Source organism: Halosaccharopolyspora lacisalsi, assembly GCF_014137975.1.
In the GTDB taxonomy this organism is placed as follows: Bacteria; Actinomycetota; Actinomycetes; order Mycobacteriales; family Pseudonocardiaceae; genus Halosaccharopolyspora; species Halosaccharopolyspora lacisalsi.
In genome coordinates this window covers 26,746-48,443 of sequence record NZ_JACGWZ010000008.1, presented here as the reverse complement: position 1 = coordinate 48,443, position 21,698 = coordinate 26,746, and the positions used below count along the sequence as shown (strand labels likewise).

General features: G+C 70.2%; 21 protein-coding genes and 1 tRNA gene. 11 read left to right on the top strand and 11 right to left on the bottom strand.

Annotated elements, in window-relative coordinates; translation table 11 throughout:
* Window position 1 precedes the first annotated feature (1 nt).
* A complete protein-coding gene (locus FHX42_RS23195) occupies window positions 2–1,069 on the bottom strand; it encodes an alpha/beta hydrolase (RefSeq protein ID WP_407926317.1) in 1,068 nt (355 codons plus the stop codon).
* A gap of 192 nt (window positions 1,070–1,261) precedes the next feature.
* Between FHX42_RS23195 and FHX42_RS23190 the strand changes: the two genes are divergently transcribed.
* Both FHX42_RS23190 and FHX42_RS23185 read left to right on the top strand, forming a co-directional pair.
* Window positions 1,262–1,819, top strand: coding sequence for an NADPH-dependent FMN reductase (locus tag FHX42_RS23190; RefSeq protein WP_182546591.1), 558 nt, complete (start codon window positions 1,262–1,264; stop codon window positions 1,817–1,819).
* 84 nt (window positions 1,820–1,903) lie between these two features.
* Window positions 1,904–2,389 (top strand): Dps family protein, encoded by a 486-nt coding sequence (locus FHX42_RS23185; RefSeq protein WP_182546590.1) that lies wholly within the window; start codon window positions 1,904–1,906, stop codon window positions 2,387–2,389.
* An 83-nt stretch (window positions 2,390–2,472) separates the two neighbouring features.
* On the opposite strand, the gene FHX42_RS23180 is transcribed toward FHX42_RS23185, so the two are convergent.
* Complete coding sequence (locus FHX42_RS23180; protein WP_182546589.1) at window positions 2,473–3,534, bottom strand: NADH:flavin oxidoreductase/NADH oxidase; 1,062 nt, start codon at window positions 3,532–3,534, stop codon at window positions 2,473–2,475.
* 152 nt (window positions 3,535–3,686) lie between these two features.
* Window positions 3,687–5,522, bottom strand: coding sequence for a prolyl oligopeptidase family serine peptidase (locus FHX42_RS23175; RefSeq protein WP_182546588.1), 1,836 nt, complete (start codon window positions 5,520–5,522; stop codon window positions 3,687–3,689).
* 243 nt (window positions 5,523–5,765) lie between these two features.
* Between FHX42_RS23175 and FHX42_RS26850 the strand changes: the two genes are divergently transcribed.
* Window positions 5,766–6,833 carry a glycoside hydrolase family 25 protein gene (locus FHX42_RS26850; RefSeq protein ID WP_235987823.1) on the top strand — a complete coding sequence of 356 codons (1,068 nt, stop codon included), beginning with the start codon at window positions 5,766–5,768 and terminating at the stop codon, window positions 6,831–6,833.
* Between the two features lie 116 nt (window positions 6,834–6,949).
* Here the strand turns inward: FHX42_RS26850 and FHX42_RS23165 are convergent.
* Window positions 6,950–7,023: transfer RNA gene (locus FHX42_RS23165), tRNA-Pro, on the bottom strand.
* A gap of 49 nt (window positions 7,024–7,072) precedes the next feature.
* Window positions 7,073–8,035 carry a metallophosphoesterase gene (locus FHX42_RS23160; RefSeq protein ID WP_182546586.1) on the bottom strand — a complete coding sequence of 321 codons (963 nt, stop codon included), beginning with the start codon at window positions 8,033–8,035 and terminating at the stop codon, window positions 7,073–7,075.
* 78 nt (window positions 8,036–8,113) lie between these two features.
* On the opposite strand from FHX42_RS23160, the gene FHX42_RS23155 reads away from it, so the two are divergent.
* The gene (locus FHX42_RS23155) at window positions 8,114–8,584 is read left to right on the top strand and encodes a GatB/YqeY domain-containing protein (protein WP_182546585.1); all 471 of its coding nucleotides are present in this window, start codon (window positions 8,114–8,116) and stop codon (window positions 8,582–8,584) included.
* Window positions 8,585–8,704: 120 nt separating this feature from the next.
* Here FHX42_RS23155 and FHX42_RS23150 read toward each other — a convergent pair whose 3' ends face one another.
* The 3 genes from FHX42_RS23150 to FHX42_RS23140 form a co-directional block, all read right to left on the bottom strand.
* On the bottom strand, window positions 8,705–9,481 hold the full coding sequence (locus tag FHX42_RS23150; RefSeq protein ID WP_328796692.1) for a siderophore-interacting protein: 777 nt from the start codon (window positions 9,479–9,481) through the stop codon (window positions 8,705–8,707).
* Window positions 9,482–9,639: 158 nt separating this feature from the next.
* Window positions 9,640–10,089, bottom strand: coding sequence for a hypothetical protein (locus tag FHX42_RS23145; protein ID WP_182546583.1), 450 nt, complete (start codon window positions 10,087–10,089; stop codon window positions 9,640–9,642).
* Between the two features lie 92 nt (window positions 10,090–10,181).
* Window positions 10,182–12,707: a transglycosylase domain-containing protein gene (locus FHX42_RS23140; protein WP_182546582.1), complete on the bottom strand. Its 2,526-nt coding sequence runs from the start codon at window positions 12,705–12,707 to the stop codon at window positions 10,182–10,184.
* 252 nt (window positions 12,708–12,959) lie between these two features.
* Here FHX42_RS23140 and FHX42_RS23135 point away from each other — a divergent pair, with 252 nt between their 5' ends.
* A complete protein-coding gene (locus tag FHX42_RS23135) occupies window positions 12,960–13,259 on the top strand; it encodes a WhiB family transcriptional regulator (RefSeq protein WP_182546581.1) in 300 nt (99 codons plus the stop codon).
* Window positions 13,260–13,445: 186 nt separating this feature from the next.
* Here FHX42_RS23135 and FHX42_RS23130 read toward each other — a convergent pair whose 3' ends face one another.
* Window positions 13,446–14,576 carry an ArsA family ATPase gene (locus FHX42_RS23130; protein WP_182546580.1) on the bottom strand — a complete coding sequence of 377 codons (1,131 nt, stop codon included), beginning with the start codon at window positions 14,574–14,576 and terminating at the stop codon, window positions 13,446–13,448.
* Complete coding sequence (locus FHX42_RS23125) at window positions 14,573–15,580, bottom strand: ArsA-related P-loop ATPase (RefSeq protein ID WP_182546579.1); 1,008 nt, start codon at window positions 15,578–15,580, stop codon at window positions 14,573–14,575. The genes FHX42_RS23130 and FHX42_RS23125 overlap by 4 nt, the downstream gene beginning before the upstream one ends.
* Before the next feature lie 125 nt (window positions 15,581–15,705).
* Between FHX42_RS23125 and FHX42_RS23120 the strand changes: the two genes are divergently transcribed.
* The 6 genes from FHX42_RS23120 (at window position 15,706) to FHX42_RS23095 (ending at window position 20,281) form a co-directional block, all read left to right on the top strand.
* Entirely contained in the window at window positions 15,706–15,870 is a 165-nt protein-coding gene (locus FHX42_RS23120; protein WP_220480802.1) for a DUF4177 domain-containing protein, read from the top strand.
* 1 nt (window position 15,871) lies between these two features.
* Window positions 15,872–16,330, top strand: a complete 459-nt coding sequence (locus tag FHX42_RS23115; RefSeq protein ID WP_182546577.1) for a RidA family protein — start codon at window positions 15,872–15,874, stop codon at window positions 16,328–16,330.
* A 276-nt stretch (window positions 16,331–16,606) separates the two neighbouring features.
* A complete protein-coding gene (locus FHX42_RS23110) occupies window positions 16,607–17,230 on the top strand; it encodes a hypothetical protein (protein ID WP_182546576.1) in 624 nt (207 codons plus the stop codon).
* A 47-nt stretch (window positions 17,231–17,277) separates the two neighbouring features.
* Window positions 17,278–18,621: a hypothetical protein gene (locus tag FHX42_RS23105; RefSeq protein WP_328796690.1), complete on the top strand. Its 1,344-nt coding sequence runs from the start codon at window positions 17,278–17,280 to the stop codon at window positions 18,619–18,621.
* Window positions 18,622–18,683: 62 nt separating this feature from the next.
* Window positions 18,684–19,478, top strand: coding sequence for an NUDIX hydrolase (locus FHX42_RS23100; RefSeq protein ID WP_220480799.1), 795 nt, complete (start codon window positions 18,684–18,686; stop codon window positions 19,476–19,478).
* 29 nt (window positions 19,479–19,507) lie between these two features.
* Window positions 19,508–20,281 carry an MBL fold metallo-hydrolase gene (locus tag FHX42_RS23095; protein WP_182546776.1) on the top strand — a complete coding sequence of 258 codons (774 nt, stop codon included), beginning with the start codon at window positions 19,508–19,510 and terminating at the stop codon, window positions 20,279–20,281.
* Between the two features lie 22 nt (window positions 20,282–20,303).
* On the opposite strand, the gene FHX42_RS23090 is transcribed toward FHX42_RS23095, so the two are convergent.
* Window positions 20,304–21,536 (bottom strand): MFS transporter, encoded by a 1,233-nt coding sequence (locus tag FHX42_RS23090; RefSeq protein WP_328796689.1) that lies wholly within the window; start codon window positions 21,534–21,536, stop codon window positions 20,304–20,306.
* Between the last annotated feature and the right edge of the window lie 162 nt (window positions 21,537–21,698).

Here is a 21,698-nt window from a genome sequence, read left to right as displayed (position 1 = left end):
CTCAGGCGTGCAGGGCCAGGGCGGTGCGCAGGGACCCGGCGATCTCCAGCAGGGCCTCGTGCGAGCGGTCGACGATCCCGTGGAACTGGAGGAAGCCGTGGACGAGGTCGTCGAAGCGACGGGCGACCACGGGTACTCCCGCCTCGCGAAGGCGCCGCCCGTACTCCTCGCCCTCGTCGCGCAGCGGATCGAAGCCGGCCGTGGCCAGGTACGCCGGTGGTTGCCCCGTCAGGTCGTCGGCCAGCAGCACGGACAGGCGAGGGTCCCCGCGCTGCTCCTCGTCAGGCTGGTAGTGGTCCATGAACCAGTCCATGTCCTCGTCCGTGAGCAGCAGCCCGTCGCTGAACAGCTCCCGCGAGCGACGCCGCGTGCTGGCGTCCACGGCCGGGTACAGCAGGACCTGCAACACCGGTGCCTTCAGGTCCGAACCGGTCGCGTACTGGGACACGGCGGCCGCCAGGTTGCCGCCGGCGCTGTCCCCTCCCACCGCGATCGAGTCGGCGCTGGTACCGAGCTCGTCGGCGTGTTCGACCGCGTAGCGGTACGACTCCACCGCGTCGTCCACGGCGGCGGGGAAGGGGTGTTCCGGAGCCAGCCGGTAGTCCACCGACAGCACTCGGACACCGGCGTGGCGGGCCAGGAAACGGCACACGCTGTCGTGGCTGTCCAGATCCCCGAGGACCCAGCCACCACCGTGGTAGTACACCAGCAGAGTGCTCGGCTGTCCCAGTCCCTTCGGTTGGTACAGCCGAGCACCCACGCCCCCCGCCGAGGTGGGAACGTGCTTGCCGGTCACGTCGACTCCGGTGATGGCGGGGCCCTGCAGGACCTCGGTGCCCCGGCGCATCCCCGCGCGAGCCGCTTCCGTCGTGTTCGCCGAGAGTTGGGTCTGGCCGGTGAGGTGCTGAAGGCGCAGCATGGCCTGCACCCGGAGGTCCAGCTCCTGGCCGTCGATGCGGGTCGGAGCACCGGCGATGCGGCGCAACACCGACGGGGGCAGCCTCAAGACGTTGCGCAGTACCGTGGACTGCGCGCGGGCCTGCATCCGAGGGGATACGAGCTGGGACACGGAAACCTCCTGGTGCGACGGATGTGTTCGCCATTACCCGTAGGTAACTGACATTACCCGCAAGTAGTTTGTGGGGCGAAACACCTGCTACGCGATTGACCTCCGGTTCGCTCCAACTCGTACCGTGTCTCGGGCCGTGCGGGCCACGTTCCGCCCGGCACGGAACAGCACAGCGAGGAAGGATCTGAGCGCATGACGGTGACCGTGGTGGGTATCGGCGGGTCGGTACGTCCCGACTCGCAGTCCGAGCGGGCACTGCACGCCGTCCTGGACGGTGCCCGCGACGCCGGGGCCAAGGTGCACACGATCACCGGTGAGAGCCTGGTGCTGCCCTTCTTCGACCCGGCGGTGCCCGAACGCACCGACAACGCGCGGGAGCTCGTCGAGGCGGTGCGTTCGGCCGACGGCGTCGTGCTGTCCTCGCCCGGTTACCACGGAACGGTCTCCGGTCTGATCAAGAACGCTCTCGACTACGTCGAGGACCTGCGGGAGGACACCCGTCCCTACCTCGACGGTCGAGCGGTCGGTTGCGTGGGCACCGCCTACGGGTGGCAGGCGACCGTGACCACCCTGCAGGCGTTGCGGTCGGTGGTGCACGCGCTGCGCGGGTGGCCGACCCCGCTGGGTGCGGCGGTGAACTCGGCGGAGACCAGGCTCGGCGCCGGCGGCGCCTGCGGGGACCCGAAGGTCGCCGGGACGCTGCACACCGTCGGAACCCAGGTGACGGAGTTCGCACTGCGCCGGCCCTGAGGCAGGTGTTTTCCTCCCGCACTGCGGGTAGGTCGTAGTCGTATCCCCGAACTGACCACTTCGACCACCACGAGGAGGACGATCATGACCGAGAAGGCACCGATCACCGGGCCGCTGGGCGATGCGGAACGCGACATCACGGGCAAGGCGCTACAGAGCACCCTGCTGGAGCTGGTGGATCTGCACCTGGCCGCCAAGCAGGCCCACTGGAACGTGGTGGGAGGCAACTTCCGCGACGTCCACCGGCACTTGGACGATCTCGTCACCAACGCCCGCGACTTCGCCGACAGCGTCGCCGAGCGGGCGGCCACGATCGGCGTCTCGCCCGACGCCCGTGCCACCACCGTCGCCGAGGGCTCCGGGGTGCCCGGGCTCGACAAGGGCTGGAAGAACGATCGGGAGGTCATCCGGTTCGTCGTGGAGGCGCTGGGCAAGTTGATCCAGCGGTTGCGCTCACGCATCGACGAGACCGACAAGACCGACCAGGTCAGCCAGGACCTGCTGCTCTCCGTCTCCGCCAAGCTGGAGGAGGCGCACTGGATGTGGCAGGCCAAGATCGCCGAGGTCTGACCCCCTGAGCGCGTGAGATGGTCGGTTTCGCGCGAAACCGCATCCGGTCGGTTTCGCGCGAAACCGCAAAACCGATCCGTTCTTCAGCGGCGGGCGCGTTCGTACTGCACGGGCCAGATGTTGCCGGCGCGCAGTTTGTCGGCGGCGTGCAGCGGCCAGTGCGGGTCGCGCAGCAGTTCGCGGGCGAGCAGGACCGCGTCGGCGGAGCCGGAGGAGACGATCTCCTCGGCCTGCTCGGGCGAGGTGATCAGCCCGACCGCCCCGGTGGCCGTGCCGGCCTCGGCGCGAATCCGGCGGGCGAAGCGCACCTGGAAGCCGGAGGAGACGGGGATCTCGGCGTTCGGCACGGTGCCGCCGGTGGACGCGTCCACCAGGTCGACACCGCGCTCGGCCAGCAGACTCGCCAGCCGCACCGAGTCATCGCCGGTCCAACCGCCGTCGACCCAGTCCGTGGCCGAGATCCGCACGAACAGCGGACGCCCCTCGGGCCACACCTCGCGCACGGCCTCGGTGATCTCCAGCAGCAGCCGGACCCGGCCGTCGAAGTCGCCGCCGTAACCGTCGGTGCGGTCGTTGACCAGCGGCGAGGCGAACTGGGTACCGAGGTAGCCGTGGGCGAAGTGCAGCTCGACGACGTCGAAGCCCGCCTCGTCGGCGCGCCGGGCCGCAGCGGCGAACTGCCCGGGCAGCTCGGCGATCTCCGCCTCGGACAGGGCGCGCGGTGCCGCGAGGTCGCCGAAGGGCTCGTCGGTGGAGCTGACGGTCTGCCAACCGCCCTCGGAGACCGGGATGGTGACGTCGCCCTCCCACGGAGCCGTGGTGGAGGCCTTCCGTCCGGCGTGGGCGAGTTGCACGCCGGTGGCCGCGCCCCGCGCGTGCAGGAAGTCGGTGATCCGCCGCCACGCCTCGACCTGCTCGTCGTTCCACAGCCCGGTGTCGCCGGGGCTGATCCGCCCCTCCGGGACCACGGCGGTGGCTTCGCTGAACACGAGGCCGGCCCCGCCGGTGGCGAACTGACCGAGGTGCACCAGGTGCCAGTCGTCGGGCACCCCGTCGGTGGCCGAGTACTGGCACATGGGCGAGACCCAGGCGCGGTTGCGGATGTCCAGGTCGCGGAACTTGATGGGTTCGAAAAGGTGACTCACACTCGTATCGACCGCGTGCGGTGGCCGGATATTCCGCTCGGTAACCGGTCTCATAGTCCGGACGCCACACCGCCGACGCCCGTTGCCGGGACACGCCCCGGCAACGGGCGGTGGTCAACGCCGACCGCGTGACCGGTCGGCTTCGCCGAGGCCTAGATCCCGACGGCGCGGCGGGCGAAGTGGATCTCCGTGGCGACCTGCCGCAGCGTCTCGGCGATCACCAGCGAACCGTGCCCGGCGTCGTAGCGGTAGAACTCGAACGGAACCTCCCGCTGCTGCAGGCGGTCGAGGTAGTTCAGGATCTGCTGCAGCGGGCACCGCGGATCGTTGTCCCCGGCCAGCACCAGCAGCGGAGCGCGCACCCGATCGACGTAGGTCAGCGGTGAGCACTCCCGGTAGACCTCCGGGATCTCGTCCGGGGAACCGCCGAACAGGGCGCGGTCGTAGGCGCGCAACGGTTCCATCTCGTCGGCGTATGCCGACGCGTAGTCGGCGACCGGTACGCCCGCGACACCTCCGGCCCAGCGCTGCGGCTGGGTACCGAGGGCGAGCAGCGTCAGGTATCCGCCCCACGAGGCACCGGCGACCACGCTGAGCTCGGGGGTGGTCAGCCCCTGCTCGACGGCCCAGTCCTGGACGCGGGCGACGTCGTCGAGCTCGGTCAGCCCCGGCCGTCCCTCGATGGCGTCGCGCCACGCCGAGCCGTAGCCCGTGGAGCCCCGGTAGTTGACCTCCACCACGGCGAAGCCGGCCTCCAGCCACGTCGCGCGGTAGGACGAGAAGCGGTCCTCGTCGGCGGCGTGCGGCCCGCCGTGCAGGCTGAACACGGTCGGCAGCGGGCCGTCGCCGGCCTCGGCGGGTCGGGAGAGCAGCGCGTGCACGGTGTCGTTCGGTCCGTGGGGGTTCTCGACGAACACGTCCTCGACCGGTGACGATCCGGGAGCGCGGTGCCCGGCCGCGGTGAGCAGCACGCGGTCCTCGTCGTCGGCGGTCAGCACGCGCACCAGCGGCGGCGTGGCGGCGGACGACCAGGAGTACTCCACGGAGTGGTCCGGCCGCACCGAGGCGTTGCCGACGGTGCCCGCCGAGGTCGGCAGGTCGGTGAGCCGCCCGGAAGCGATGTCGTAGCGGTGCATCGTGGTGCGTGCCCGATGGGTGTGGGCGATCAGCAGCGCCCGGCCGTCCGGGTACCACTCGGCCGAGACCTCGCCGGGAAGGCCCAGGTCGAGTTCTGTCTCGGCATCGGACTCGACGTCCCAGATCAGCAGTTCCTCGCGGTCCCTGCGCTCGTGCGAGACCAGCAGCCGGGGGTCCCCGGGCACCGGGGCGAACTCCAGCGCGTCCAGTCCCTTGCCCGGACCGTCCCACTTCTCCGCGAGAGCCGAACCGTCCTGCCGCAGCACGCGCAGCGCCGGGTGCCGGCTGTCGCCGTGCTCGGAGTGCATGATCACGAGCAGGTTCTCGTCGCGGGACAGCGCGGCCAGGCCGCCGTCCTGCTCGTGCTGGTAGACGACCTCGGGGGAGCCGCCGTCGCGGGAGATCCACACGGTCAGGCCGTCATCGGTGGACATGCCCAGCGCGGTCACGCGCGCACCCGGTTCCAGTCCGGCCGGGTAGCCGGGGTGGGTGCCGGGCATCGCCGGAACGGGCGACGTGTCGTGCTTGGTGAAGGGCTCGGCGACCCAGCTGCCGAACTCGTCGCCGTCGGTGTCGTCGAACCACCAGATCCGTTCCCCGTCGGCCGAGAGCGTGCCGTGGAACGTTCCGTTCGGGCGGTCGGTGACCTGCCGGTGCTCCTCGGCCGCGCGGTCCCACGCGTACAGTTCCCAGGTCCCGGTGGCGTTGGAGACGTACAGGCTGTGCCGCGGCACGTCCCGCGCCCAGTCGGGCAGCGACACGCGAGGAGCGCTGAAGCGTGCTCGCCACCGTGCCTCACGTTCGTCGTCGAACAACGTCTCCGGGATGCTGGCGCTGGGGTAGGTGCTCACACCGCTCGATCCTGCCCGACGCCGTGCGGGCGCGGGGAACCGGGGACCAGGACAATTCACTCGCACGGGTCAGCGCAAATGAATACGGATGGATGATTGATCGTCGCTGTGGCGACGGGGATGATCGGGTTATTCCACTGCGCCAGTGGAAGGAGTCAGACCCGGCTTCGCACTTCGAGGGCCGGACCGCCACCGGGGGAGGTATTCGCTTCACGACCGCCCGGCAGCACCCGCGGAGCAGTGATGATTTTCGGTACCGACATCTCGCACCACCAGGGCACGTTCGACATGCACCGCGCCAAGGCGGAATCGTTCGAATTCGTGTTCATGAAGGCCACCCAGGGCTCGGGATTCGTGGATTCCCGATTCGCCGCGAATCTGGACAGCGCCAGAGCAGCGGGCCTGTTGGTGGCCGCCTACCACTACCAGCAGGGGTCCGACGGCGCTCAGGCCCAGGTGGACAACATCAGCGCGGTCGTCCCCACCGACGTACCGGTGATCCTCGACGTCGAGGCCGACAGCGGTGACACCGCCCTGACGGCCGACATCATGGGGCGATTGCGCGCGGCCGGTTACTCGATGCCGCTGCTGTACTTGCCGCCGTGGTACTGGGAGCAGATCGGCTCGCCGGACCTGAGCGGTTTCCCGCCACTGTGGAAGTCACGCTATCCGGACAACGATCCCGGTTACGCCTCGGAGATCTACCAGCGCGTCCCCGAGCACTACTGGAACGGCTACGGCGGTGGTCACGTGGCCGTACTGCAATTCACCAGCAAGGCGACCATAGCGGGACAGCAGCCCGTCGACGCGAACGCGTACAAGGGCACCACCGAAGAACTCGCGCAGCTGTTAGGAGAAGCCGACATGACGCCGGAACAGGACGCGATGCTGCGCCGCATCGAGCACGAACTGCTCGGGCCGCGCGGCTCCGAGGGGCAGATCGCCGGGTGGGGAACCGCTCTGGGGCCCCGAACGGTCGTGGCCATGCTGCTCGACCTGCACACCTCGATGCACGAGCCACGGCCGTCGCGGGTTCCCGGGGGGTCGGAGACCCTGGTGCCGTTGACCGACGCGATCCGCGACACCAACGGTGTCGTCTACCAGCTCCCGGCCCGCACGGCCGCGCAGCTCGGAGCGGGTGGGGGAGTGGATCGCGCCAGCGTGGACGGGGCGCTGCGGCCGGTGATCTCCGAAGCGGTCACCGAGGCGCTGGGGGCCGACAGTGCCCAGCACGAGGCGGTGGTCGACGCCGTGACCGCCCGACTGGCCGGTGCGGTCGATTCGCCCCAGCAGTCCGAGTCGGAGGCGTGACCCGATGAGGTGAGGATGTGCACGTGCGGGTTGGGTGGTGTTCGGGACGACCGCCCAACCCCACCGACGAAACAGGACCCGGCCACCGTGGCTACGGCGGCCGGGTCCTGATGTTGTCGGGGTGGCGGGATTTGAACCCACGACCTCCTCGACCCGAACGAGGCGCGCTCCCAAACTGCGCTACACCCCGAGGTGTTCGCGGCGGTGTGTCGGGTGCTCGTTCACCGCCGCTGCAAAGTCTAGCTGATAGGTGTGCCGGCTCCGAAAGGGGTCCCTCCCGAAGACTCGCTCGCCGCTCGGGAGGGGTCCTGCGGGCGCGGGACCAGGGTCAACAACGTGGCCTCGGGGGGACACGCGAACCGCACCGGCGCGTACGGGGAGGTCCCGAGCCCGGCCGAGACGTGCAGATGCGTGTGCTCGCCCCAGGTGGACGCGCCGCGCGCGCGCTCGCGGTCCAGCTCGCAGTTGGTGACCAGGGCGCCGTAGCCCGGCACGCGGAGCTGTCCGCCGTGGGTGTGCCCGGCCAGTACCAGGTCGTAGCCGTCGGCGGCGAAGGAGTCCAGGACGCGCGGTTCCGGTGAGTGCGACACACCGAGGCTCAGCCGGGCCTCCTCCGGAGGCGCTCCCGCGATCCGGGAGTACCTGTCGCGCTTGAGGTGCGGATCGTCCAGACCCGCCGCGTGCACGGGCGTTCCCGCCACGGTGAGCTCCCGCCGCTGGTGCGTCAGGTCGAGCCAGCCGTGCTCGGTCATCGCGGCACGCAGGTCGCCCCACGGCAGCGGGGTACCGCTGATCCGCTTGGTCTTCGACGGCGGCAACAGGTAGCGGGCCGGGTTCTTCGGCTTGGGGGCGTAGTAGTCGTTGCTGCCGAACACGAACAGGCCGGGACGGTCGAGCAGCGGTCCGAGCGCGCGCAACGCCGCCGGCACCGCCTTGGGATGGGCGAGGTTGTCGCCGGTGTTGACCACCAGATCCGGCGCGAGCTCGTCCAGGGCGGCCACCCAGCGCTGTTTGGACCGCTGGTTCGGCGTCATGTGCAGATCGGAGACGTGCAGGATCCGCAGTCGGGCACTGTCGGGGGGAAGTACCGGCAGCGTGGTGTGGCGCAGCGTGAAGTTCAGGCGTTCGATTCCGGCCGAGTAACCGGCCGTCGCGGTGCCGAGCGCGCCCAGGGCAAACAGGGTACGGCCGAGGGTGTTCACACCATCCACCTTACGGACGTTCCCGCGTGGCGGCGGATCGACCCGAAACCGGTCGCGGCATCGGGGATAATCGTGCGCATGGCCGAACTCAAGGACAAGCTGCGGGCGGACCTCACCGCGGCGATCAAGGAACGCGACACCGCCGTCACCAGCGTCCTGCGGATGGCGCTGAGTGCCGTGGGCACCGAGGAGGTGTCCGGAAAGCAGGCGCGCGAGCTCACCGACGAGGAGGTGCGGCGCGTGCTGTCCAAGGAGGCCAAGAAGCGCGACGAGTCGGCGGCGGCGTTCGAGTCCGCCGGGCGACCCGAGCAGGCCGCCGCCGAACGGGCCGAGGGCGAGGTCCTGCGTCGCTACCTGCCCGCCCAGCTCGACGACGGGGAACTGCTGCGGCTCGTGCGCGAGTCCGTTTCGGAGGTCGCCGACGAGAACGGGCAGCAGCCGGGGCAGAAGCAGATGGGACAGGTGATGAAGGTGGTCAACGCCAAGGTCGCGGGCCGGGCAGAAGGGGGCCGAGTAGCGGCCGTGGTCAAGTCCGAACTGGCCGGCTGAGCGGATCGTGGATCGGCCTGCGTCGCGGGTCGGCTCGCGTGCTCGGGCAAGCGGCTTCGCCGCTTGCCGGACGAACGGTGCCGGCGAGCAGGTGATCGCCTGATCCGTGCGGGCACCGAATCAGCCGGTGCGGCGCCAGTAGGCGAGGGCGTGCACGCGGGAGCGTTCGAGCCCGTGCTCGCCGCGGAAGTGCTCGTGCAGGTCGCGGACCGTCGCCGCCTCCGCCCCGATCCACACGTGCGGGTGGGGGCCGAGGTCGGCGGCGCGCACGGTCTCTGCGAGCAGGGTGGACGTTCCCGCCGGTGTGCCGTCGCGGTGCAGCCAGGTCCACTCCACCTCGGCCGCGGTCTCGATCCGCTGGCGCTCGGCGGCGTCGGCGACCTCGGCGAAGACGCGCGCGGAGGCGGTGGCGGGCAGCGCCTCCAGTGTCGCGGCGATCGCGGGCAGGGCGGTGTCGTCGCCCACCAGCACCAGCGGGTTCGCGTCCGGAGGCGGAGCGTAGGACGGGCTCGGGCCGACCGCCACGACCTGGTCACCGGCCCGTACCCGCTCGGTCCAGGCCGCTCCCGGGCCGCCGTGCTCGTGCGCCACGAGGTCGACCACGAGCTCGCGGCGCCGCGGGTCGAACCGGCGCACGGTGTAGGTGCGCTGGAGAGGCTGCTGTTCGCGGGGCAGCGCGAACACCTCCGCCCTGCTGCGCCCCAGCGGGGTCGGCTGCCCCGGCCGCGGCAGGCAGAGCTTGACGCGCTGGTCGGTGCCGTTGTCGACGAAGTCGGCCAGCTCGTCACCGCCGAGGGTCACCCGCACCACGCGTGGAGTGATCCGCTCGGTGGAGCGCACCTCCAGCAGCCGGTAGCGGGAGCGCGCGTGACGCGAATCCGGGTGCGTGCTCGTCACGGTTCCCGAGTCTAGGTGGTGTCCGGTCGACCGTGGCGCGGTACGGGAGCGTGGCGGTCGCTCCCACGACCGCGCGTCCCCGGCGGCTCGCCGGTCCGCGATCGGCGTTGTCGGCGTGCCGTGGCCATCCTGTGCGGTTGTTGAAGTCCGCGTCGCCGTCATTCCCGGGGGCACTCGTCGAGTCGGGAAACGTGACCGACGGGATCGTCGGCGATTCCGGACACGTCTATGCGAAAGCAGGTCGTGACACCGACGCTTCCTCCCAGGACGCCCGGTATGGTGCTGTCGAAGCGGGTGATCAGTGCCGCTCCGTCGGGCCGGGTTCGCAGGTCGGCGAGTTGGCCGCCCGTTTCGTCCACGGCTTGATTCGCCTCCGCGGCGCTCAGCGATCCGTCCCGCGAGCGCTCGAGAAGTGACTTCCCCACCTCTCGGGCGCTGGTGTGCTGCATCCGTATGGCATCGTTCTTGTGGCTTTCGGCCCTGTCGTCCAGGGTGCTGAAGAACCAGGCGATTCCGGCGAGGACGAGTGTGGCGCAAACGAGCAGGGCGCCGAACAGCCAAGCCAGCAGCTTGGCCGTTCGGGCGCCCCACGTCGAACGTTGGCTCATGTTCCGGTGTAGCCGATCCCGCCGATCTTGTTTCCCGTCGCGGGAGCGTAGTCAGTCGCGTCGGCGATCTCCAGGAGCGGAACGTCCCGGTCTCAGTCCTCGGGGCCGCCGATGCCGGCCTCGTCATCGGCGGGGAAGGCGTCCGACTGCAGCGCCGGCTGCTCCGTCTCGGTCGGTGACGGTGGCGCCGACGGGGTGTCCGAGGGCGGCGCCGACGGCTTCCGCGTCGATCCCGGTGCGCTGGTCGGCGACTGGTCGCCCCGAGAGGGCGGTCGTTCGCTGGTGGGCGGTGCCGGCTTCTTCGTCCGGGTCTGCGGGGGCGGGATGTAGCCGGTGCTCACCGAGATCGTCACCTTCGTTCCGGGCAGCGCGGAACCACGCGGGGACTGGCTCGTCACCGTGCCCTGCTTCCGGGAACTGTTCACCGGTTGCCTGGTGACCTCGTACCCGGCCCCGGTCAGGACTTGTTCGGCCTGTTTCGCGCTCTTGCCGACCACGTTGGGGACCTGCGCGGCCGAGCCGCCCTCGGCGTAGCGCTTCGTCGTGGGCGGCAGGGGGACGACGGGCAGCCCCTCGTGAACGGGCTTCATCGCGTCCATCCACGTGTGCGCCGGAACCGTGCCGCCGTAGATGTTGCCCTCGCCGCACAGCTGGGGCGGGTTGCCGACGCAGATCCCCTGTCCATTGGCCTGTGGTGCGAAAGTCAGCACCGAACCGGCCAGGTGCGCGGTGGAACCGATGAACGCCGCCGACTGGTAGCGCTCGGTGGTTCCGGTCTTGCCCAGCGTCGGACGACTCCAGTTGACCTCGCGCGCCGCGGCGCCCGCGGTCCCCTCGGAACCGGTGTCCTTGCTCATCCCGACCACCATGGCGTTGGCCAGTTTCTCGTCGACGACCTGCTCGCAGGGCCGCTCGGTGATCGTCACCAGGTTGCCGTGGCGATCGGTGATCTTCTTGATCGGACTGGGCGGGCACCACACTCCGCCGCTGTGCAGCGTGGCCGCCACGTTGGACAGTTCCAGGGGGCTGGTGGCGGTGAACCCCAGGGTGAAGCCGCCGAAGTTCCCCTGCTTGACCGCCTTCGCCTGGGAGGGGCCGTTCGACCCGTTCGGTGTGAGTGGCTGACCGCCGAAATTGCTGCGCAGCATGGTTTTGCGCATGCCGAGCCGCACGGCCATGTCCACGGCGTCGTTGAGGCCGACCTTTTCCTGGAGCGCCACGAACGCGGTGTTCGGCGAGGTCGCCAGTGCCATCTGCAGCGTTCTGGGGCCCGGATTGATGCCTTCGGCGTTGCCCACCGTGTAGGGAGCGGTGCCGTTCGAGTAGACCTTCGAGGTGTAACTGCCCGGGGCGGGGATCGTGTTGTAGATCCCCATGCCCTGCTCCAGGGCGGCGGCGGCGACGAAGGTCTTGTAGACCGACCCGGCACCGTGCGTGATCATCGAGCTGGGCCAGGCGTAGGCGGTCTGCCCCTCGCTCGCGTCGTTGCCGAAGTCGCGGTTGGTGACCAGCGCGCGGACCTTGTGCTTCTTCTTGCCGGGCTCCACCACCGACATGGCGTTCATGATGCCTTCGCTCTTCTTCGGCGGCGCGTTCTCCTTGGCCGCCTGCTGCGCCGCGGCCGTGATCCGCTGGTCCAGCGTGGTGCGGATGGTGTAGCCGCCCTTGTTGAGCTGTTCCCGGGAGAACCCGGCACGTTCCAGGTAGTCCAGCGCGTACTTGCAGAAGAACCCGTTGGCGGCCCCGGCTCCGGCGCATCCGTTGGGCAGGTCGTTGAGCGGTTTCTTGACGCCCAGCGGGGAGGCCTTGGCCGCACGAGCGGTCTGCTCGGTGATCCGCCGCTGCTTGGCCATCGCGTCGATGACGAGGTCGCGCCGGTACTTCGCGTCGGCGGGCTGGGTCACCGGGTTCAGCGAACCGGGGCTGTTGACGATGCCCGCCAACAGCGCGGCCTGCGGGATCGTGAGTTCGCTGGGCTTGGCGTCGAAGTAGGTGCGGGCGGCAGCGGCGACCCCGAAGGTCTGGTTGCCGAAGGGCACGACGTTGAGGTAGCGGGTGAGCAGCTGCTGCTTGCTCAGCCGTTTCTCCAGCTGCAGCGCGATGCGCATCTCGCGCAGCTTGCGCGCGATGGTTTGTTCCGTGGCGTCGGCCTGTTCGACCGGATTGTCCGCGGCGACCACGTGCACCAGGTAGTTCTTGACGTACTGCTGGGTGATGGTCGATGCGCCCTGGGTGATGTGTCCGGCGACGCGGTTGCTCAGGAAGGCGCGCACGGTTCCGGGCCAGTCCACGCCCTCGTGCTCGAAGAACCGCTGGTCCTCGATCGACACGATGGCCGCCTTCATGGTGTCGGCGATCTGGTCGGGAGCCACCGGAGTGCGGTGCTGCGCGTAGACGTAGGCGATCGGATTGCCCGTGCGGTCGGTGAACGTCGATACCAGTGGAGGCGGCTTGTTGGCGATCTTCGCGGCGATGTTGTCCACGGAGTCGCCGGCCCGCTTGGAAACCACCCCGAGCGAGCCCACGGCGGGGAAGAGCATGCCGGCCACCAAGACCCCGGCCAGCACGCACAGCCCGAACAGTTTGAGTACGCCGCCCCTGACACTCACGGGGTTCATCGTAGGGGCGTGTCGTCAAGATCACAGAGGGTCACGGTGAAAGAACCCCCGATGTGATGAGTCCGAACATAACGGACTGACAAAGATTGTTGGGGGATGGAACCGCGAAGTCCTACAGTACGTCCACGTCCAGCGACAACCCGAAGCGGACCGTCCGGGAGCTTGCTCCCGGTGGTTCACGAGTGTCCCGGTGCCGGGGGGTTCCGGAGGAGAACGGTCGCCGACGATCCAGTGAGGAGCTGGGGGAATATTATGTTCGAGCAGGGGGACTGGCGGGTCCAGGCCGCGTGTCGTGACGAGAACCCGGACCAGTTGTTCGTACGGGGCGCCGAGCAGCGCAAGGCGCGCATGGTGTGCTTCGGATGCCCGGTCCGTACCGAATGCCTGGCCGAGGCGTTGGACAACAAGATCGAATTCGGTGTGTGGGGGGGTATGACGGAACGGGAACGACGCGCGCTGCTGCGCCGCCGCCCGGACGTGCGCAACTGGCGCGACCTGCTGGAAGCGGCTCGTCGTGACTACACCGATCTCGAGTACTACCAGGTGAGCTGACCGCTCGGGCGCGGCGGGTGGTTCTCGCCGAGAACGCCCCGGCCGCTCACCGCGGTGAACGACCGAAACCGACAGCACGTGGATGGGATCCCCGGTCGCTGGGCGACGCGACACGGCAGTCGTGGAACGACGCAGTACTCGCGCCCGACTGAACGTCTCTTGTGCAGGATGCCCATCCACGTGTGTTCACTCGCCGGCGAGTCTGCGACCGATCTCGCGCAGCCCCTCCATGTCGTGCACGTCGGCGGGTAGCGCGGGGACACCGACGAGCGGAGCCTCCGGATGTGCTCGGGTGAACCGGGAGAGCAGCCGTTTCTCCCGTTCGGCCGTCGCGACGCGATCGGCGTGCAGCCGCAGCACCGAGGCGGCCAACGGTGCCGAACCGGACAGTTCCAGCTCCTCGGCGGCGGACAGCGCCTTGGAGGCGGGCAGGTCGGCCAGCACCGGATGCGTGCGGTTGGCCACCATCCCCGCCAGCGGCATCGCCTCCCCCGCCAGGCGCTCGACGAAGAAGGAGGCCTCCCGCAGCGCGTCCGCCTCGGGGGAGGCCACGACCAGGAACGACGTGCCGGGTGAGCGCAGCAGCCGGTAGGTGTTGTCGGCGCGCTCCCGAAAACCTCCGAAGGTCGAGTCGAAGGCCTGCACGAAGGCCGAGGCGTCGGCCAGCAGCTGGGTGCCGATCACCGACGAGACCGCCTTGGAGAACATGCCGAAGCCGGTTCCCACGATCTTGCGCAGTCCCTTGCCGCCCACGCGTGCCGGGCTGGACAACATGCGGATCAGACGACTGTCCAGGACCGTCGACAACCGTTGCGGGGCGTCCAGGAAGTCCAGCGCGGACCGGCTCGGCGGCGTGTCCACCACGATCAGGTCCCAGTCGTCGCGGGCGACGAGCTGGCCGAGCTTCTCCATCGCCATGTACTCCTGCGTGCCGGAGAACGACGTGGAGATCGTCTGGTAGAAGGGGTTGTCCAGGATCTGCTGGGCGCGCTCGCGGCCGGCGTGGGCCAGCACCATGTCGTCGAAGGTGCGGCGCATGTCCAACATCATGGCGCTGAGCTCGCCCGGCCCCTCCAAGGCGCCCTGGTCCACCCCGCGGGGTTGATTGTCCAGTTCGCGCAGCCCCAGTGCCTGCGCGAGCCGCCGGGCCGGATCGATCGTGAGCACGACCGTCCTGCGGCCGCGTTCGGCCGCGCGGATCGCCAGCGCGGCGGCGGTGGTCGTCTTGCCGACACCGCCGGAGCCGCAGCACACGAGGACGTTGTTGGCGGGATCGTCCAGCAGCCGGTCGACGTCGAGTTCCCCCGCCGGGCTCATCGGCTGCCTCCCACTCCGTGTTCACCGAGCGTCTCGGCGAGTTCGTAGAGAGCCGCGACGTCGATGCCGTCGGTGAACTCCGGCAGCGTGATCGCGGGGAGATCGGTCGTGGTGAGCCGTTCGCGAGCCTGCTCCTCGGCGCGGACGCGGGTGGCGTGCTCGATGGTTTCGTCGACCAGTCCGTCGAGAACGCCGCCCTCCCAGCCCAGGCCGGCCGACTCGAGTCCGGAGCGAATCCGCGAGGCGTCCACCCGGCCCCCGGAGGCAGCCGCCACCGAACGTGCCGCCAGCCGCGGCGGTTTCACCCGGTTGAGCAGTACCGCCCCCGGACGCAGGTCGGCCGCGTCGAGCTCCTCCACGGTCTCCAGCGTTTCGCGCACCGGCAGTTCCTCCAGCAGGGTGACCAGGTGCACGACCGTGTCACCGGAGTGCAGCAGCCGCACGACGCCTTCGCTCTGCCCGCGGATCGGCCCCACCTTGGCCAGGTCGGCCATCGCCCTGGTGACGTCGAGGAACTTCACCACCCGCCCCGTGGGGGGCGCGTCGACGACGACGGCGTCGTAGAAGTGCCGCCCACCCCGGTCGGTGCGGCCGACGCACTCCTTGATCTTGCCGGTGAAAAGCACGTCACGCAGCCCCGGCGCCAGGGTCGTGGCGAACTCGACCGCGCCCATTCGGCGCAGCGTGCGCCCCGCGAAGCCGAGGCTGTAGAACATGTCCAGGTATTCCAGCAGGGCCGCTTCCGCGTCGATGGCCAGTGCGCGCAGTTCACCGCCGCCCGGTGCCGAGGCGATCCACTCTTCGGAGTAGGGCAGCGGTGGGGTGTCGAAGAGCTGGGCCAGGCCCTGCCTGCCCTCCACCTCGACGAGCAGCACGCGGCGCCCGCCGGTGGCCAGCGCGAGCGCCAGCGCGGCGGCGGCCGTGGTCTTGCCGACGCCGCCCTTGCCGCTGACGAAGTGCAGCCGGGCCTGGTCCAGTTCCCCACTCCATTCCGAGGTCGTCACACCAGCAGCGTAGGCGCGTGGTGGCCGTGATGTCTGCCGCGCTCGGTTCGTGGCCGTGGGACGGCCGGGGCGACGTCGCCTACGGGCACCGTTACGTACGTCACCGCGCTGACGCTCTTATGGTGATGCGTATGACTAAATGGGAGTACTCGACAGTACCGCTGCTCAGCCACGCGACCAAGCAGATCCTGGACCAGTGGGGTGAGGACGGCTGGGAGCTCGTCGCGGTCCTGCCCGGGCCGACCGGTGAGCAGATGGTCGCTTACATGAAGCGTGAGAAGGAAGGCTGACGTGGGCCGCTGGACGGACCGGCTGACCGGGCTCGGCATCGAGCTGCCCCGGGTCGTGACGCCGGTGGCCTCCTACGTCCCCGCCGTGCGCACGGGATCGCACGTGTACACAGCCGGTCAGGTACCGATGGTGGAGGGGCAGCTCGCCGGCGCGGGCAAGGTCGGTTCCGGTGTGTCCCTTCCGGACGCCCAGCGCCACGCCCGTACCTGCGCGCTCAACGCACTGGCCGCGGTCGACTCTCTGGTGGGGTTGGACTCCATCGAGCGCGTGGTCAAGGTCGTCGGGTTCGTGGCTTCGGCGGAAGGGTTCACCGAACAGCCCGCCGTGGTCAACGGTGCCTCGGAACTGCTCGGTGAGGTCTTCGGTGATGCGGGGCAGCACGCCCGTTCGGCCGTCGGTGTGGCCGAACTTCCCCTGGGCGCTCCCGTCGAGGTGGAACTGATCGTCGAGGTCGCGTGAGCCGTGTGTCTTTCGGGTCGTCCGCGGCCCGAAAGACACACGACGCCCTCATCCGCGCACTTCTGCCCCGTATGGATTCGGTAACAAGTACCCTTCGTGTAGCTCCTCCTTGGATTACCCCCCCGCTTGGGTGATCCAAAAGGAGTCTTGTTTGCTGTGTGTAACCGAAGTAACCGGTTGTCGGGGGTTGATACACCGGCCCGGCCCGGGGAGAGTTCACCTGAACGGGTGTCAGACGGCGTGTGCGGGGAGACGCACCTGAGGGGATGGCGCGACGTGACCGACCGAGAAACCGGCCTGGCCTGCCACGAGCTACTGCTTCGACTCGCCGGTCGGCTGCCCGACGAGCAGTTGTGGCGCTACCGCGACTGGCTGTCCGGTGACGCGGCGGACGTGGTCGCCCTCTCGCTACCCGGTGTGCTGTTGAGGGAGCGGACCGGTCTCGATGACGCCGACCATCGACTGCTGGCCGACGCCCTGCTGCCGCTGGGAGCGGACCCGGCCGTGGTCGACTCGATCCTGCCCGGTGCGGACTCCGGTACCGGGGGCTGCACCTTCACGGCCGAGGCTCCCGTCGGCGGCAGTGCCGATTCGGAGGTGCTCGTGCTGGGAGCGACCCTGCGCGGACGTCCCGGCATCGGCGAGGTGCGCAGCAGCTGGCGCCGTCGTCCCGGATCGAACGAGCTCAGGCGGGTGCTGCTGGTGAGCGCCACCACCGACTTCATCGAGCTCACCGGGGAGATCCAGCGCATCCTGCGCGCGCTCGGTGAACCGGCGCCCCGAGTGGAGGTACTGCCCTCGGACATGGAGCCCACCGCGTACCACCGGGCGGCACTGGCCGAGTCGGTACTGGTCTGCGCGGGTTCCGAGGAACTCGCGGTGACCGCGGGCCGGAGCTGACAACGCCGTGGTCGTCGGTGGGACCCGAATCGTGGTGAAGGAGACTGGTGTTGGTGGACGCTGAGGGCGATTCCGTGGAACGACTGCACACCCTGCTACTGGGGATGACGGGGCGGGTGGACGACGACGCGCTGAACACGGCGCGCGAGATGATCGGCGCCGGGCATCCGGCGGAGGCCGTCGAGCTGCTCACCGGTTGCCTGCTGGCGGGCCGCGTTCCCGTCACGCCGACCGAGCAGTATCAGCTGCGCTGGGTGCTGGATCAGGTGCGCTCGAAGCGCTCGCTGGTCGACCGGCTGCACGTCGTGGAAACGGTGCCTCCCGAGGAGCACCGCTTCGGCGAGCCGGAGGTGCCGGACGGCGACGTCGCCGAGGCCCTGCACCCGGTCGCGCAGCGACTCACCGGGCTCCAGGCGCTGTGGTGCGTCTCCCGGGTCACCCCGGCCGGGGTGACCTACGGGGCTGTTCCTCGGCGGGTGCTGTTGGCCGAGGTCGGTTCGGAGGGAACCGTGACCGCCGTGGGCTACCAGCTGTTGCAGGCGCTGCGGCGTGCCGGGCTCAGCTGCTCGGTCGACGTGTTCGAGACCGGAACCGAGCTGCCCCGGTACCACCGCGACGCCCTGGCGGCGGCACGCCGGATCACGGTCGACACGACCACCACGACCGCGCGGGGATCCGGTCGCTCGCGTGCCTCGAGGCAGCAGTCCGGTGGTGAGCGGAAGGAAGTCGGCGTCAGTGACTTAGCCGCCGAACCTCCGGCCCGGGTGCCGCCCACCGAGATCGCCGCCGGTCCGGAGCCGCCCCGGGCCGACCCCCTCGCGTCCGAACCCGCCGCGTTCGAGCCGGTTACGCCCGAACCTGCTGTGACCGAGCCCGTCGCCACGCCCGAGCCCACGCCCGGGTTTTCGAGTTCCGTCGAGACGGCTTCCCCGCTCGCGGGGGATTCCTGGTTTCCGGACCACGACTCCGAGCGCGAGCCGGTGGTCGAGCGTGACTCGGTGGTCGAGCGCGAGCCGGTGGTCGAGCGTGACTCGGTGGTCGAGCGCGAGCCGGTGGTCGAGCGTGACTCGGTGGTCGAGCGCGAGCCGGTGGTCGAGCGCGAGCCGGTGGTCGAGCGCGAGCCGGTGGTCGAGCACGAACCGGTCGACCGTGAACCCGTGGCCGAGGGGGAGAACAATCCTCGAGTACCGGCCGCGGTGGACGCGAAACTGACCGACCGGGAGCGCAACCTCCTGCGCAAGCTGCACGAGGAGCTGGCCCAGCGCGAGCAGGACGGCGACGACAGGGTTCCGGAGAACCAACAGCAGGAGTCCTGGTTGGCGACCATGCCGGGTACCGGTGGGTTCCCCCCGATCAACTCCTCGCAGCAGCATCCTCCCCAGGCGGGCTGATCACCACTTACGGTGATACGGCTCGGAACCGTAAGGTGTCGGCCATGCGCCTGCCCGAGGACATGACCCTGCCGGAGGAGTTCGTTCCCGAGGTGCCGCCGGAGACTCCGGTTCCTCCGCGGGACGCGGCGACCGTGATGCTGTTGCGCGACACCGCCTCGGGGCCGGAGGTGTTCCTGCAACGCAGGGTGGAGGGGATGCCCTTCGCCGGGGGCATGACGGTGTTCCCCGGTGGTGGCGTCGATCGGCGTGACGCCGACACCTCGGTGGACTGGAGCGGCCCGGCGCCGTCCTGGTGGGCCGAGCGGTTCGGCTGCATGCCGGAAACGGCTCGCGCACTGGTGTGCGCGGCGGTGCGGGAGACCTTCGAGGAGTCGGGTGTCCTCCTGGCCGGGCCGGACGCGAACACGGTCGTGAGCGAGACCTCCGCTTACTCCGCGGCGCGGGACGCGCTCGTTTCCCGCGAGCTCTCCCTGGCCGGGTTCCTGGCCGAAGCGGGGCTGGTGCTGCGCGCCGACCTGCTTCGCCCGTGGGGAAACTGGGTCACTCCGGAAGTGGAGCCCCGGCGCTACGACACCCGGTTCTTCCTCGCCGCGATGCCGTCGGGACAGCGTGCCGACGCGGTGACCACCGAGGTCGCTCACGCCTACTGGCAGCGCCCGGCCGAGGTGCTGGAGGACCGGCAGCAGGGTCGCTGCGGTCTGCTCCCACCCACCTGGGTGACCTTGACCGAGCTGGCCGCGTGCGACACCGTCCCCGACGCGCTGGTCACCGAGCGGCGGATCGGACGAGTCGTGCCCCGGGTGGTCCGTCGTGACGGAGCGTGGCGCGTCGTGCTTGCCGAGGAGGACGAGTGAGTCAGGTCCGAGACCATCCCGCCTACGGGATGCTGCGGCAGGTCACGCCGTACGCGGCGGTCGTGCTGGCGCACAATCCCTCGCCGATGACCCTGGAGGGCACCAACACGTGGCTGGTGCGTGCTCCGGCGGCGCACGAGTGCGTCGTGATCGACCCGGGCCCGGCCGACGTCGAGCACCTGCGCCGGCTCACCGAGCACGGCCCGGTAGCACTGGTCCTGCTGACCCACTGTCATCCCGACCACGTCGCGGGCGTCGACGAGTTCGCCGAGCTCACCGGCGCGCCGGTCCGCGCGCTCGACCCGTCGTGGTGCCGTGACGGCGCCGCGCTCGTCGACGGCGAGACGATCCGGGCGGCCGGACTCGAACTGCGGGTGCTGGCCACTCCGGGACACACCACCGACTCGGTGTCGTTGTCCGTCGAGCACGACGGTGTCGCCGCGGTCTTCTCCGGGGACACCATCCTGGGCCGGGGCACCACGGTGGTCGCTCATCCGGACGGGCACCTGGGCTCCTACCTCGCATCGCTGCGGAAACTGGCCGAGCTGCCCGCGGGGACGCTGGTGCTGCCCGGCCACGGCCCCGAGCTGGACGACGCGCGGACGGCCGCTTCGGCTTATCTCGCCCACCGTGAGCAGCGGCTCGACCAGGTGCGCGCGGTCGTGCGTGAGCACGGCGGCGGGGTCAGCGCTCGTCGGGTGGTCGAGATCGTCTACGCCGACGTCGACCCCTCGGTGTGGCCGGCCGCCGAGAGCACGGTGCGTGCCCAGCTCGCCCACCTCGACGAACTCGGCGAGCTGTGACCGGTCAGCGGCCACCCGCGGCTCAGACCGTGGCGAGGTCGGCGTGCGCGGGGGTGGGCGCCAGGGTGTGGCGACGTACCCAGAGGGTCAGGGCCAGGACGACGCCGATCGCACCGGCGATCGCGAAGGCCAGCGGCGGCCCGGAGGTCTCGACGAGCTGCCCGCTCAGCGACTGTCCGGCGGCGGCTCCGAGGGTCACCGAGGTGAGGACCCAGCCGAACGCCTCGGTCGCCGTACCGGCGGGTGCGGCGAGCTCGATCGCGACCGAGTGCGCGGTGGACTGGGGTGTGATGAGACTGCCCGCGACCAGCAGGGCCAGGGACAGTCCCCAGAGCGTGCCCGGAACCGCCAGCAGGGCGATGAGCACGGCGAATCCCAGCAGCAGCGCGGGCAGGCGCAGGTGCATCGGCCGCGGCCACGGCCTCATCCCGTACAGCAGCCCCACGACCACCGAGCTGATCGACAGCACGCTCAGCATCAGTCCGCCCAGGCTGGGTCGGCCCGCCTGCTCGGCCGCGGCGGGAACGGCCACCTCGACCATGCCGAGGAGTGCGCCGAATCCGAGCGCCGCCGTGGCCACGGTGCGCATTCCCGGGCTCGCTATCGCGCCGAGGAGGCTGGTCGAGGCGGTTTCCCGCGTGCGCGGACGTTGCTCGCGGGCCGCGCGGGTGCAGGCGAAGCCGACACTGCCGAGGATCATGCAGACGGCTCCGGTCACCACACCGGTTCCCGGCCACGGCAGCGCGACCAGCAGTCCGGCCAGTCCCGGCCCGAGGATGAAGAAGGTCTCCATGCTGATCGCCTCGTAGGAGTAGGCCGCGTCCCGGGTCGCCCCGCTGGGGAGCAGTCGTGTCCACAGGGCGCGCGAGGCCGGCGCGACGTTCGGCTGCGTGATGCCGTCCGCGAAGGCCAGCACCGTCAGTACGGCGACCGGAGCTCGGAACTCGATCGCCAGGATCTCCACGGTGATCAGAACGCCGAACACCCCGGACATGACCAGGAGCGGCGGACTGGGGCCGATCCGGTCCATCACCCGCCCCTGGATGACAGAACCGCAGGCCACCCCGACCAGCACGCTGGCCGAGACCAGCCCGGCGGCGGCGAACGTGCCCGTTTCGCGCTCGACGTAGAGCAGCAGGGACAGGCCGATCATCGCGATCGGCAGTCGTGCCAGCAACGAGGCGAGCACGGGGGCGCCCGCGCCGGGAGTGCTCAGGGCTCTGCGGTAGTCACCGAGGGAGATGGAAGTGGACACGTGTACCAGTATCGAACTACTGGTACGCCAGTACCACTGATTTTCGAGTGATTCACCTCACCGCGTGGCGATTTGGTGGGCACAACGTGGAGGGCCAGGGGGGCGAGTGCGAAAGAACCACGAAAAAATCCGCGCGGCCATGCAACCCCGCGGGGCTTCACT